The organism is Acetoanaerobium sticklandii (assembly GCF_000196455.1).
GTDB lineage: Bacteria > Bacillota > Clostridia > Peptostreptococcales > Filifactoraceae > Acetoanaerobium > Acetoanaerobium sticklandii.
Map to the genome: position 1 here is coordinate 454157 of NC_014614.1, position 13194 is coordinate 467350.

Sequence of the window (13194 nt, forward strand, 5' to 3'; positions counted from 1 at the left end):
ATTAAGGAGAAGAAAATGAAAGTTATTCAGAAAGATTCAATTTCTAAATCATTAAAAAAATATAATGAAGACATATCATATATTGGAGATTCTTGGGCATGGGTCATTGACGGAGCGACAGGTTTGAGTGGTAGAAACTTGCTTAAGGATAAAACTGATGCATCTTGGTTTGTATATCAATGGAATGAATATCTTATTTCTAATATTAAGAATTATAATTTTGACCTAAGTACTATTATTAAATTAGGAATAGAATCTATATATGATAAATATAGATTTTTAGTTAAGAAAGAAGAAGATTTATTGATTAGTCCAATAGATTTCCCATCAGCAACGATAGCATTAATAAGATGGAATAGTAATCATATAGAATACTTTTTATTAGGAGATTGTGAGATTTTGATTCAGAACGGACAAACAAATTTAGTTCATATTAGTGATGAGGCTTTAAAACCATTTGATGATAAAGTTATAGATTTAATGACGAATGAGAAAATTATTAATGGACTAACTCATGATGAAGCTAGAGACAAGGCTACAAGTATGTTGGTAGAGCATAGGTTAATGAAAAATAAACCAAAAGGTTATTGGTCATTAGAGTTCGATGATATAGCTGTAGATATGGCGAAAAAAGGAAAAATTTGTTTAGATCAAGAGGCAAAATGTCTTTTAATGTCTGATGGTTTTTCAATATTATTTCAAAAATATCTTAAAGTTGATAAATATAAAATTATTAATTTTGTAGAAAAAAATGGATTAGTTGGATGTTATAATCTTCTTAGAGATATTGAGTCAAATGATTCTGAATGCATAAGATACCCAAGACTGAAAAAAAGTGATGATTCATCAGCCGTATTTATAAGATTTTTTTGAGGCAATATTTTAATGTACTAAAATACAGCTGGAGTTATGACTGAAAGAATTTTCACAGGAGATCCTAGAGGGTTTCTCCACTGGTGAGGCATTGTAGATGGATAGTGTATAGAGTCACCTGATTGAACTAGGTATTCCTTGTCTTCTATTTCCACGATTAATACACCCTCTAATACATAGGCAAATTCTTCGCCAGGGTGGTTGTACTTATGTCCGTGCTTTTGACCTCCAGGAATAGTTACTATCATTGATTCCAAGCTTCTGCCAGAAAAATCTCCACTCAATCTTACAAATTCAGAAGGAAGACCTTCCATTTTAAAAGATTTTTGCTCATCGATTTTTACATGATAGTTATGAGTCTCCATGCTGTAGAAAAAATAGGTCATAGGAACTGAAAATGCATCAACTAGTTTTTTTAGTGATGTAATTGCAAGTGAGGATGAGCCGTTTTCAACTTGGGATAGAAAACTTACAGAAAGCTCTGTCTTATCAGCTAAATCTTTAAGTGTATATCCTTTTTCTTTTCTTAGTTCTTTTATCTTATCTGCTATTTCGCTTAGTATCTCCATTTTTTGTCTCCAATTAGTTAATAATAAATATAGGATAATAATACCATATAAGTTTGTCTTATTTCAATCTTACTGTAAAAAACTTAGCTATATTTACTGTATATATAGAAAATTTACAGTATTATTAAAATTATAGTTGAAAATTATAGTTATACAATATATAATTTAGTCTAGATTAACAACTGTGATAGTTTTAACTTTTCACACAATTGTTTTTAGCTTTTAGGAAAACGATTTTGTAATCTGTTTTTCTAGGAAATATCATTTTATATGAAATCATACTGATGGAGGGAAGTAAATGAGCGATATGGTAGTAAAGAACAAAAGACCATTTGGTTTCTACGTATGCAGTGTTGCATTTATGTTTGAAAGAATGGCATATTATTCAGCAAAATACTTAATTTATGTGTTTGTTGCAGCAACTATTGCTACTGGAGGGTTAGGATTAACAAAAGTAGAGGCTGCATATATCCAGTCAAACCTTGTTGCATTTACATATTTGGCACCTATTATTGGTGGATATATCTCAGACAGATTTATAGGAGCAAGGTATTGCGTACCAGTTGGTATAGCTCTTATGGCTGCTGGATACTGGATAGGAGCGTCAGCAACTGATGCTGTAGGTATGAATATAATGGTTACTCTTGTAGCTATTGGAACAGGGTTATTCAAAGGCAATGTTGCAGCTATTAGCGGTGCTTTATTTGATGATAAAGAGCAGCTTGATTCTGCTTTTTCAACTCAGTACTCTTTTGTTAATATAGGAGCATTTATTGGGACTACAGCTGTAGGATTGCTAGTAACTAAGACATTTGCACATGGTGATATACAAGGCTTTAGAGCAGCATTTCAAGTTTGTGCTGCAATTTGTGCAATTGATTTAGTATGGTTCTTATTTGGAAGTAAGTTTTTAGGAGAAGTTGGTAAGAAACCATTTAAATTAGGAAAAGAAGTAGATAAAGATGTAGTAGTAGAAAATAAACCTCTTACTAAGTCTGAAAAGAAAAAGGTATTTGCAATTATACTAATTTCAACTTTTTCAGTTATTTTCTGGGTATTTTGGTATCTTACATATCTAGCTGCCTATGATTACGGTGCAGCGTTTATTAATATGAATGTAAGTGGTTTTAATGTTCCACTTTCATGGTTTGACTCACTAAACTCTATGGCTTGTATAGCTTTAGGGCCAGTTCTTGGTGTGCTTTGGTTTAAATTATCAAAGACTGCAAGAGGAGACCTTAGTTTATTTAAAAAGCTTGGTATAGGACTTGGACTTCTAGGAGCGGCATTTTTAATGCTAGTGTTTGCAGAGTTTTCAAGAGGAGTAGGTGCAAGTGATGCATCTAAGGCAAGCCTATTTTGGCTGATTGCTTTTGGTTTACTTCTAAGCGTAGGAGAAATGTTCTTCTCGCCTCTAGGAAACTCATTTGTATCTAAATATGCTCCTAATAAAATGGTGTCAGTACTTATGGGAGTATGGATATTTGCAACTTTTATAGCAGGTAAATCATACGGATATCTATATGAATTTGCTTCAAAATTCTCAGTTATTCAAGCGTATTCAGTAATACCTGCAATATTATTTGTAGCTGCTGTGATGCTGTTTGTATTTGACAAAAAGCTTACTACTTTACTTGAAGATGACAGTGATGATGCAGAGGATGCTCTAGTATCATAAAATTTAAAAAAATGTATACCCATATGGCAATATTCATGCTGTATGGGTATACTGATATTATAATAAAATTTGGTTTATGATTTTGAAAAGTTAAGCTTACTTATTATTTTGAATTATTTTTTTAGGAGAGATAAGACTATGAAATTAAACAGACTAGAAAGTATCTTAGAAAAAATGAAGGCAGAGAATCTGGAGCAGATGATAATTTCTGATCCAGCATCAATTTTTTACTTAACAGGTAAATGGATTCATCCAGGAGAGAGAATGCTAGCTCTTTATATCAGCACAAGAGGTGAGCATAAGCTGTTTGTAAACAAGCTTTTCCCTATAACTGAGGATTTAGGAGTAGAGATAGTTTGGTTTGACGATACAAACAATGCTGTAGAAATACTATCAGAGGTTGTTTTAAAAGACAAGTCAGTAGGAGTAGACAAAAACTGGCCAGCTAGATTTTTAATTGGATTAATGGAGCTAAAAGCAGGAAGCTCATATGTAAATGGTTCATTAATCGTAGACAGAGTGAGAATGATTAAGGATGAAGCAGAAAAAGACTTTATGAGAGAGGCTTCAAGACTTAATGATTTAGCAATGGAAAAGCTAAAAAATGAAGTAACTAAAGGTCACAGCGAAAAGGAATTGATGCAGGTGCTTCAAGGGATTTACAAAGAGCTAGGAACTGATGGATTCTCATTTGAGCCTATTTTAGGATTTGGAGCAAATGCAGCTAACCCTCACCACTCAAATACTGATAAGGTTGCTGAGATAGGGGATAGCATCATTCTAGATATAGGCTGTGCAAAGAATTCATATTGCTCAGATATGACTAGAACAGTGTTTTTAAAGGAAGCTAGCGACAAGGCTAAAGAGGTATTTGAAATAGTACTAGAAGCTAATAAAAGAGCTATTAATACTGTTAAGCCTGGAGTTAGATTCTGTGATATAGATGCTGCAGCTAGAGATTACATAGCATCTAAAGGCTACGGTGAATACTTCACTCATAGAACAGGACACTCTATAGGTATTGATGTACATGATTACGGCGATGTTTCTGCTATCAACACAGACAAAGTTGAGCCAGGAATGATATTCTCTATAGAGCCAGGTATCTATCTACCAGGAGAAATAGGAGTAAGAATAGAAGACCTAGTACTAGTTACTGAAGATGGTTGCGAAGTGCTAAATAAAGCAGATAAAGAGCTTTGCATATTATAGGATAATAGATTTTTTAGTGAAAGACCTGTGAAAAAATTCATGGGTCTTTTTGTTATGCTCCTAATAAAGATTTTTGAGAAACATGGGCCATCTTAAACTCAAATTAATAAGTATAGTTCTTATCATCATAGAATATTTATTGATAGATAAGGGTATATAATATTTTATATAATAACTAAATGGGGGATTTTTATGTGGACTAGAGTGGAACTAAAATTAAAGGCTAAGGATTTTTTGAGAATGTATTACTGGAAAGCTTTTTTGGTTGCTTTTATGATATTTATAGTAGGAGGAAACCAAAATATGCTCCTCAATTCAGGAGGAAGCTCTGGAAGGGGAGGGCAAGATGCTCATTATCAAGGCGGGCAAATTATAGTTGATGACCCGAATTCCTTTGTTGGAAGATTTACAGAGCTGATGGGAATGCCTGGAATACTTGCTCTTTCTATTGTGATAGTGTTATTTGTGATTGGATTTTTTCTTATATTTAGATTTTTTATTGGAATTCCAATTGAAATAGGAGGAAGAAAATTCTTCCTAGATGGGATTAATGAAGAACCAGATGTAAAATCACTTGGATGGGTATTTAAATCTGGTTCATACATGAATATATCAATTACTATGTTTTTAACTGGAATATATAATTTCTTATGGTTTTTGCTACTGATAATTCCTGGAATAATAAAGCATTATTCCTATATGATGGTTCCTTATATTTTAGTTGAAAATCCAAATATTGAACCTTCTAAGGCAATAAGACAAAGTATTCAAATGACACAGGGACATAAAATGAATATGTTTATTTTAGATTTATCATTTTTAGGCTGGTATATTTTAGGAACCTTGATGCTAGGAATTGGAGTTTTGTTTGTAAATCCCTATTATGAAGCGACTTATGCTCAGTTATATATATCTTTAAAGGATAATGAAACTATTGAGTATTAAATTTATTGGTTAATTTATATATAAATCTGTTTAATTATATCTAATGTATGGATAATGTCTTGGAAAATAGTATAGAATTCTAGATTTTTATAGGAAGGGACCGGCAGGTCCCTTTTTTAGTACACTCTTTTTATGGTATAGCCAAGGGCTTTCATTTCATCGTATATTAGCTCCACATGATTATGACCGTTTGTCTCTACTGTCACTTCTAGCATAGCATCCATGAATCTGTTTGAAGCTTTGAACTGATTGTGATCGAGCTTGATTACATTTGCTCCTAATTTTGCTAGTAGATTAGAAATTTTAGCCAATTCTCCAGGCTTATCAGGCAGGTTTACAGAAAAACAAAATATTCTTCCCATAGATACAAGTCCTTGATTGATAAGTGAGGAAATAGTTAAAAAATCTATGTTTCCACCACTGATGATGCAGGCTATGTTTTTATTTTTTTCTTTGATTTTTCTAAGGGCTGCAAATGGCAGGACTCCTGAATTTTCTCCAACTAATTTATGATTTTGCATCAGTAGCAAAAATGCCTCCATTATTTCAAAATCGGATACCTCGACTATTTCATCCACATAGGTTTTTATTAGTTCATAGGTTAGATTGCCAGGATTTTTAACAGCTACTCCATCAGCTATCGTACATACTTTTTCTAGGCAAGTGAGTTTATTATTTTTCATGGATAAAGACATGGCATTTGCGCCCTCTGGCTCTACACCTATAATTTTTATATTAGGATTTAGAGCTTTTGCGCAGGCAGCTACTCCAGCAATTAAGCCTCCTCCACCTACTGGAACAATAATTACATCGAGATTTGGAGCTTCTTTTAATATTTCAATGGCTATAGTTCCTTGACCTTCTATCACATCAGCATCGTCAAATGGATGAATGAACAGCATGTTTTCACTGCTTTCAAGACGCTTTGCTTCTTCGTAGGCTTCATCATAGCAATCTCCGTGAAGAACTATATTTGCGCCGTATTTTTTGGTGGATTCTACTTTGATAAGTGGAGTGGTTTTTGGCATGACAATGGTTGCAGTGACTCCAAGCTCTTTTGAAGCATAGGCAACTCCTTGAGCATGGTTGCCAGCAGAGGATGATATAAGCCCTTGAGATTTTTGTTCTGAGTTTAGTTTACTGATTTTGTTATAGGCTCCACGAATCTTAAAAGCTCCAGTGGTTTGAAGATTTTCAGGCTTTATGTATACGTTGTTTGAGCAGTAAGAGCTAAAAAAAGTGCTATGAATGAGGTTGGTTGGTCTTAGTACTTGCTCGATTCGTTTGTGAGCACCTTCAAAATTAAAAATATACTGTATATTGGATACAGTAGAGCTTGCATCATAGTTCTTTTCCATTTGTATTCCTCCTTTGTTTTTAGCATAAAAAAACTCGCCCTAAAAAGCCTAAGCTTTCAAGGACGAGATTATCTCGCGGTACCACCTTGCTTGTGTATTAATTACACCACCTCATTTCAGTTCTATCAAACCTAAGCCAGTAACGAGGCTAGCCGGTATTCTTTACACTTTGATTCAAGAATACTGCTCAGGAGGGATTTGAATTTATTTATTGCATCGATTTTCACCAGCCATCGACTCTCTGTAGCAAAGCATATAAATTCCGTTCTCCATCTACGCATAATATTAAATTAATAGGTATGATATCACAGATAATTTGGTTTGTAAACTAAAATATTAAGCTCTTTTTGATTTTGTGATGTGGTTGTAAACTGGAACTCCTAGAGCAGTAATTAATATTCCTAGAACTGCAGTTTTGAAATCAGTTACAAGGGTGCTAAGTAGAATATATATTCCTCCAGCTATTCCAACTAGTGGAACAAAAGGATAAAATGGTACTTTGTAGGCTGGATTTAAATGAGAGAATTTTTTTCTTAGGACAAATATTCCAGCTACTGCCATTACGAAGAAAAACCAAACCATAAACATTGCCAAGGTAGTTAAAACTTCAAAAGATCCACTCATAACATAAAGTACAGCCAATGCTCCTTCTAATACGAAAGCTAAAACAGGAGTATTAGATTGTGGATGAAGATAACTAAGCTTATCTGCGAAAGGGAACAAGCCTTCACTTGCCATTGCAAATGGAACTCTTACACCAGTTAATAAATAGCCGTTCATAGCCCCAAATATAGAAATCATTATTCCTGCAGAGATAAGAATAGCTCCTGATTTTCCAAACATCAGCACAGCCGCGTCTGAGGCAGGTGTTTGTGAAGCAATTACAGCGTCCACAGGGATAACATTTATTATAGCTATATTAATAAGGACATAGATTATCATTGTTATAGATAGACCTAAAATTATAGATTTAGGAAGGTCTTTAGATGGATTTTTAAGCTCTCCAGCCATGTTTGCAACTCCTACCCAGCCATCGTATGCCCATAGGGTTCCAAGTATAGCAGAGCCAAATCCAGCAAGGCTAGCTCCAGAAAGTGAAACCTTAGAAACCTCGCTAACTCCTCCTACAGTGCCTTTCATAAAGCCAAAAGCAATTATAATTACTATAGGAATTAGCTTTGCAATAGTTGCCACAACTTGAATTTTACTGCCTATTTTTGTAGAAGCTATATTTACTAAAATTAGAAAAAAGATTAAAGATATAGCTAGTATTTTTTGAGTAAAATCAGACATTGGAATGAAGAAAGTAGCTTGAGTTACAAAAATTATAGATAAAGCTGCAGTAACTCCAGGTACATAGATGAATGACTGTACCCATCCGAATAAAAACGCCCATTTTTCACTATATAATTCTTTTATGTATACAAAAAGTCCGCCTGTTTTAGGGATTGCTGTAGCTATTTCACTGATTGTAAGAGCAGAAGCTACAGTTAGCAGTCCTCCTATTATCCAAGCCATAATTCCTAGGAATGGAGAGCCAGCATTGCTAAAAACAGGTGATGATTTAAAGAATATGCCTGAGCCTATTACTATACCTATTACCATAGTAATAGCATCAAGTGCTCCGACTTGTTTTTTTAGATTTTGGTTAGAAGGCTGTGATTCTTTTGGTTGTAGCTTAACAGTTTGCTGCATTAAGTTTCGTCCTTTCAAAATATAATATAGTTGCTTTTCTGAAGTGTTGAAATTTACTGAAAATATATTGTAAAGTTCATCATTTACACTTGAGACTATATTATTTTATGAATTTGTCCGTCATATGTCAACAAAGTTATTTTTATAACAAGTATTTAAAAACAAAATAGATTGATATATGAAAATTTACTATTAAATATATAACAAAAAAGCAACCTAAAAAGGTTGCTAGTCTTGCTTTATTCAAAAAATATCAATGCATTGTTTATATTTCTGCCAGGATTTGTTTTGTAAGAGCCATTGTACAAAAGAGCTGAAGAAGCTCCGCCATCTAGGTTCATAGCGCTTTTTAGGTTTAATTCCTTGCAGATTTGAGATAGCTCAGTAATTGAGGCATTTGCCACTGTTCCGATTATTACTCTTCCATCTTCTCTATAGCCGACAAAGCTTCTTTGAGATCTTTGGGTGTTGATTTTGGCTTCAGTGAAACCTTCTTTTGTACCATCGGCTGTTATAGTGTTGTTTAATATAAGACTTGGACCAGCACCTACAGCGTATACTACATCCTTCCATACTGCGTAGTCGGCCTCAGTAGCATTTTCTCTTGTTGAGCGAAACTCTGGAGTATAATCTACTGTAGAGCCTATGTTAAATCTTTCCATTAGATAGTGCATGGAAGGGTTGAAGGATATTACGAATCCATCACTTGGGATAGCTGTATTTCCTGAATTTTTTTGAGAAACCTTACCATTTCTCACTATTACATTTTGGGCGTCTGGCATTTGAGTAGAGCTAGCGAAATCAGGAGTAAATATCATAATAGCGTCAGGCTCAGTTCTAGGATGATTGATTCCCCAAGTGTAGTACTGGTTTTCTACACCGTCTATGCTTCCTGTGATTTCTATATTTAAATTATCTATCACTAGCTTTTTATCCTTGGTTATACCAAGCACAGCACCGTAGTTTCCAATGTGAAGAAGCTTTCCTTTATCTATTATTGTTCCATATGGAACAGGGACTCCGTTGTATGCACTAAAATATGTACCATTTACTGCGGCAAAAGCTTTTTTACCTTCAATAGCTCTAGTGTTTACGATGTTTTGAAGGCTATCAGCCGCCAAAATTTTATTGTTTGCTAGTCCCATTGCAGGACTTATATCGGTAGCATTTAAATTAAGTAACACGTATTTCGCAGTTTTTCCATTGCTGAATTTCTGGCTAGTATAATAGTGGTGAGATGAAGCGAAAGACAAAGTAGAAGATACTAATAGTATGCACATCATAATTGTTAGAGTAAAAAGCCTTTTTATCATAGAACCCTCCTTGAAATTTTTATTAATACTATTATATCAAGAATTTATTAAGATAAGATAGAATTAGTTTAATTTATATCAAACTTTGAAAAGCTGAGTGTATTCTAGGAGTTGTTTTATAAAATAAGGGAATGGGTAAAAATATTTTGACAATTAATAGTACTATTGTATTATAAAGTAAAGAGATAGTAAGGGTGAATAAATTTTGAGAGGAGTTTTAAATGAGTCTATTTGTAAACTATAATGATTCAAGATTTATTGATATTGCACAAAAGATTTTTGAAGAGCAATTTAGAAGAGACCCAAAACTCAAAGCACAGCTAGATAATAGAAGAAAGAAGCTTATGTATGATGATGTTGTTTACAATATAAGCCATCTGATGACAGCGGTTTACTTTTCAGATGAGAAGATTTTTGAAAACTATGCTCTGTGTGTGTATGAACTACTTTGCAATCTGATGAAGGATTTTGACAGAGATAGAATAATGCAGATGATGGTTGACCATTATACTATAACTGCTGAGGTGCTAGAAGCTGATGCAAAAGAGATGTTTAGCGAAAAAGAGCTTGAAAAAGCAGTGGATTATCTTAAAATAGCTATTAAGGTTACAAAGGAAGCAGTTACAAATATTGAGCTTTCAGATTCATTTGAAAAAGGAAAGTATAAAAAGCTTAGAAAAGAGTATCTAGATGCCCTTTTAAAGAGTCAAACTACTGAAGCCTATAGAATAATTGAGGATGCTAGAGCCTCTGGAGTATCACTAGTGGATATTTATGAAGAGGTATTGTCAAAAGTATTGTACGAAGTGGGAGAGCTATGGCATAAAAGCATAATAACAGTTGATAAAGAGCATTATGCTACATCAATTACTCAGTCAATAATGTCAAGGTTTTATGATGAAATATTTAATAGGCCTAGAAAGAGTAAGACTCTTTTGTCGTGCGCTGTGGGCAGTGAGCTTCATGAGATAGGGGTAAGGATGCTTTCGGATATGTTTGAATATCATGGTTGGGACACTATTTATTTAGGGGCTGCCCTTCCAGAAGATGCAATATTAAATGCTATAAAAGAGCATCAGCCAGATTTAGTAGCTCTATCTGTAACCATGCAGCCGTATCTTACAGAATGTGAAAGCGTTGTGCTTTCAATTAGAAAAAACTTTCCGGCTATAAAAATAGCAGTTGGAGGGCAAGCTTTTATTCCAACAGAGCGCTTATGGGAAAAGTGGCCAATAGATTTTTATTCTAGGAAGGCTATTGATCTTATTGAATGGGCAAAAGAAAATATCTAAATGTGACGATGATATAAAATACAGAGCTACATAAGGATTACGTGTAAGCTAGGAAAGCTTGATATGGAGGGAACTAGGGATGGATTTAACAGGATTTTTGTTAGAATGTGACAAAAATGGTAAGATTTTAAATGTATATTGGAATGAGCCGACATATATAGTTTCTCCATATCAGAAAAGATTAACGGATTTATTTTCAGAGGATGCTACTCAGGATTTAGAAGCTATGCTTGTTAAATCAAAAGATGTAAGCGAAATGCTTTACTGCAGCAAAAATTTAGAGCTAAGAAGTCCGAAAAGACAAATTTCAGTTTGCTTTTTAGCATCGGAAAAATCCATTTTAGTTCATGGGATAGATGTTATGGAGCTAGGTATAGAATCTGCTATTCCAGCTTTAAAAAAGATGATTTATAACTTTATGAAAGTTCTTCATATGTATGACGGGAAAGTAATAACCGATAACGAAAGAATCATGAGATTTCAGTTCGAACAGATTCAAAAGCTAAACAATGATTTGCTTAACACTCAAAGACAGCTTCAAAAAGCAAATGCGCAGTTAAAAAGAGCTAATGAGGTCCTAAACAACAGACTAGTAAAGGACGCACTCACAGGGCTAGTAAGCAGATATCAATACAGAGAAGAAATTGATATGCTAATAAAAACCTCGCCAGAGAAAAAAGGTATTTTTACTTTTATTGATATAGATGATTTTAAGAGAATAAATGATAATTATGGTCATAATGTGGGAGATATTTATCTAAAAATATTTGCGAAAAGGTTGTCCAAATTAAATTTTGAAAATGCTATTTTTATGAGAATTTCAGGAGATGAATTTGGGGTGTATATACATGGATATGATGAAGTTAATGATTATGATATAAAGAAAGTATGGGAGGAGATAGAAAATAAAATTCTTTCCTCCCAGTTTGAGATACAAGATAATAAGCATTTTATTTACTGCAGTGCTGGAATGGCTGTGTATGCTGAAGATACTAATAGTGTTTACGAGCTTATAGATTATGCAGATTTTGCAATGTACATTGCTAAAAAAAGCGGGAAAAACTCTTATAGAAGGTTTAATTTAGAGCAATATAAGAGTGCTAAAAATTAATTTAATCTAGGATGATGAAATTAAAATAAAGGATACTATTTTAAAAGTGTTAAAAGAAGCTCAATATCTTGTATAGTAAGATATAGCTTTTCATCTAGTTTAAGCTTCTTTTCACTTAGTTTTCCTATATTTGAGTTATTTTTATAGACACTTCCATTAATAAAATTAATAGTGTAATCCTCGTTACCTGAGGATATAAGAGCGCTTCTTAGGGACGAGTCATAGCTGTATGAAGCATCTAACTCGCTTTGCACGATAAGGGCAAGATCTAGATATACATCTTCATCAAACATGATGCCTTGATAGCTAGTTTCATTTATTGATACAGCTTTGTATTCATCTGGCGAAATATCCTCTAGTGACTCGGGATATGGAGGTTTTGGAGCTTCGCCAATTGCAATTGCCCATTTTCTTTCGTCGTAAATAGGCTTAAGCTTAGATTCTAATATCCAGTAGAAATAAGGCTTTGTTGGGGATTTTTTATTGTAGGGATCAGCCACATAAAATTTTTGATTTTGAGCATCATAGCCTGTCAGAAGAACTGCATGGTTGTTTCTAAGGAGCCACTGCTTTTCACCCTCTATATCAAATTGTCTATAAAAAGGCTTTACCCATCCCATCGTGGCATATATAACTACGGGATTGCCACTTAGTAATTCTTTTTTTATATCCTCTAGCTCTGAGCCTGAGATGTCTCTAGTAATACTTGGCATATATGTGTTAGCGTACTCAGACAGTGGCTTAGGATATATTGTAGTTCTTATTTTTTCACTAGGTGAATATGGAGAGCCTGCAAAGCCTTTAGCTGGATCAGTGGTAGTTTTTGGCATGGCATCTAAAAAATCCTTGAGGGTTATATCATTTGTTAGACCTTTTGATTTCAAAGCCATAAGAAGAGCAGTAGGCTCACATCCAACTACAGCTCTAGTAGGATAAAGCTGAGAAACATAAGGCACATCTATTACTATATAATCTGAAGTAGAATCAGCAAAAGCAAATGAAAAGCTTGATAACAAAGTAAATGCAAGAATAGTAGTTAGGATTTTTTTCATGTATGTCCTCCTTTAGAAATGTTGTAAGAAACTAACTTATTCTTGCTAGATACCCTCAATTAGAAGGCAACTATCATGGATTGATATTAAATAACT

The 13194-nt window shown here is 33.7% G+C and carries 11 protein-coding genes and 1 other annotated feature; of the genes, 6 read left to right on the forward strand and 5 right to left on the reverse strand.

Annotation, left to right across the window (positions count from 1 at the left end; genetic code table 11):
- Nucleotides 1-15: 15 nt before the first annotated feature.
- Nucleotides 16-873 (forward strand): hypothetical protein, encoded by an 858-nt coding sequence (locus CLOST_RS02085; RefSeq protein WP_013360613.1) that lies wholly within the window; start codon nucleotides 16-18, stop codon nucleotides 871-873.
- 17 nt (nucleotides 874-890) lie between these two features.
- Here the strand turns inward: CLOST_RS02085 and CLOST_RS02090 are convergent, their stop codons facing one another.
- The gene (locus tag CLOST_RS02090) at nucleotides 891-1442 is read right to left on the reverse strand and encodes a helix-turn-helix domain-containing protein (RefSeq protein WP_013360614.1); all 552 of its coding nucleotides are present in this window, start codon (nucleotides 1440-1442) and stop codon (nucleotides 891-893) included.
- Nucleotides 1443-1740: 298 nt separating this feature from the next.
- Here CLOST_RS02090 and CLOST_RS02095 point away from each other — a divergent pair, with 298 nt between their 5' ends.
- From CLOST_RS02095 to CLOST_RS02105, 3 genes are all read left to right on the forward strand, one after another.
- Nucleotides 1741-3120: a peptide MFS transporter gene (locus CLOST_RS02095; protein ID WP_013360615.1), complete on the forward strand. Its 1380-nt coding sequence runs from the start codon at nucleotides 1741-1743 to the stop codon at nucleotides 3118-3120.
- A gap of 138 nt (nucleotides 3121-3258) precedes the next feature.
- Entirely contained in the window at nucleotides 3259-4332 is a 1074-nt protein-coding gene (locus CLOST_RS02100) for a M24 family metallopeptidase (RefSeq protein ID WP_013360616.1), read from the forward strand.
- 192 nt (nucleotides 4333-4524) lie between these two features.
- On the forward strand, nucleotides 4525-5277 hold the full coding sequence (locus tag CLOST_RS02105) for a DUF975 family protein (protein WP_013360617.1): 753 nt from the start codon (nucleotides 4525-4527) through the stop codon (nucleotides 5275-5277).
- A 116-nt stretch (nucleotides 5278-5393) separates the two neighbouring features.
- Here CLOST_RS02105 and ilvA read toward each other — a convergent pair whose 3' ends face one another.
- The 3 genes from ilvA to CLOST_RS02120 all read right to left on the reverse strand — a co-directional run bounded on the left by ilvA (nucleotide 5394) and on the right by CLOST_RS02120 (nucleotide 9643).
- Nucleotides 5394-6635 (reverse strand): threonine ammonia-lyase, encoded by a 1242-nt coding sequence (ilvA, locus tag CLOST_RS02110; RefSeq protein WP_013360618.1) that lies wholly within the window; start codon nucleotides 6633-6635, stop codon nucleotides 5394-5396.
- Nucleotides 6636-6690: 55 nt separating this feature from the next.
- Nucleotides 6691-6920, reverse strand: a binding site (T-box leader).
- Nucleotides 6921-6971: 51 nt separating this feature from the next.
- Nucleotides 6972-8330: an APC family permease gene (locus CLOST_RS02115; RefSeq protein WP_013360619.1), complete on the reverse strand. Its 1359-nt coding sequence runs from the start codon at nucleotides 8328-8330 to the stop codon at nucleotides 6972-6974.
- 239 nt (nucleotides 8331-8569) lie between these two features.
- Entirely contained in the window at nucleotides 8570-9643 is a 1074-nt protein-coding gene (locus tag CLOST_RS02120; protein ID WP_013360620.1) for a phosphodiester glycosidase family protein, read from the reverse strand.
- 221 nt (nucleotides 9644-9864) lie between these two features.
- On the opposite strand from CLOST_RS02120, the gene CLOST_RS02125 reads away from it, so the two are divergent.
- Both CLOST_RS02125 and CLOST_RS02130 read left to right on the forward strand, forming a co-directional pair.
- The gene (locus tag CLOST_RS02125) at nucleotides 9865-10935 is read left to right on the forward strand and encodes a cobalamin B12-binding domain-containing protein (protein ID WP_013360621.1); all 1071 of its coding nucleotides are present in this window, start codon (nucleotides 9865-9867) and stop codon (nucleotides 10933-10935) included.
- A gap of 79 nt (nucleotides 10936-11014) precedes the next feature.
- Entirely contained in the window at nucleotides 11015-12046 is a 1032-nt protein-coding gene (locus CLOST_RS02130; protein WP_013360622.1) for a GGDEF domain-containing protein, read from the forward strand.
- A gap of 35 nt (nucleotides 12047-12081) precedes the next feature.
- Here CLOST_RS02130 and CLOST_RS13390 read toward each other — a convergent pair whose 3' ends face one another.
- The gene (locus tag CLOST_RS13390) at nucleotides 12082-13098 is read right to left on the reverse strand and encodes a C39 family peptidase (RefSeq protein WP_013360623.1); all 1017 of its coding nucleotides are present in this window, start codon (nucleotides 13096-13098) and stop codon (nucleotides 12082-12084) included.
- Nucleotides 13099-13194 lie beyond the last annotated feature (96 nt).

Bases quoted from the DNA above. Each gene is read 5' to 3' on its own strand.
- CLOST_RS13390 (WP_013360623.1), bottom strand. From the start codon at position 13,098: ATGAAAAAAATCCTAACTACTATTCTTGCATTTACTTTGTTATCAAGC.
- CLOST_RS02090 (WP_013360614.1), bottom strand. From the start codon at position 1,442: ATGGAGATACTAAGCGAAATAGCAGATAAGATAAAAGAACTAAGAAAA.
- CLOST_RS02115 (WP_013360619.1), bottom strand. From the start codon at position 8,330: ATGCAGCAAACTGTTAAGCTACAACCAAAAGAATCACAGCCTTCTAAC.
- CLOST_RS02100 (WP_013360616.1), top strand. From the start codon at position 3,259: ATGAAATTAAACAGACTAGAAAGTATCTTAGAAAAAATGAAGGCAGAG.
- CLOST_RS02120 (WP_013360620.1), bottom strand. From the start codon at position 9,643: ATGATAAAAAGGCTTTTTACTCTAACAATTATGATGTGCATACTATTA.
- CLOST_RS02130 (WP_013360622.1), top strand. From the start codon at position 11,015: ATGGATTTAACAGGATTTTTGTTAGAATGTGACAAAAATGGTAAGATT.
- CLOST_RS02095 (WP_013360615.1), top strand. From the start codon at position 1,741: ATGAGCGATATGGTAGTAAAGAACAAAAGACCATTTGGTTTCTACGTA.
- CLOST_RS02105 (WP_013360617.1), top strand. From the start codon at position 4,525: ATGTGGACTAGAGTGGAACTAAAATTAAAGGCTAAGGATTTTTTGAGA.
- CLOST_RS02085 (WP_013360613.1), top strand. From the start codon at position 16: ATGAAAGTTATTCAGAAAGATTCAATTTCTAAATCATTAAAAAAATAT.
- ilvA (WP_013360618.1), bottom strand. From the start codon at position 6,635: ATGGAAAAGAACTATGATGCAAGCTCTACTGTATCCAATATACAGTAT.
- CLOST_RS02125 (WP_013360621.1), top strand. From the start codon at position 9,865: ATGAGTCTATTTGTAAACTATAATGATTCAAGATTTATTGATATTGCA.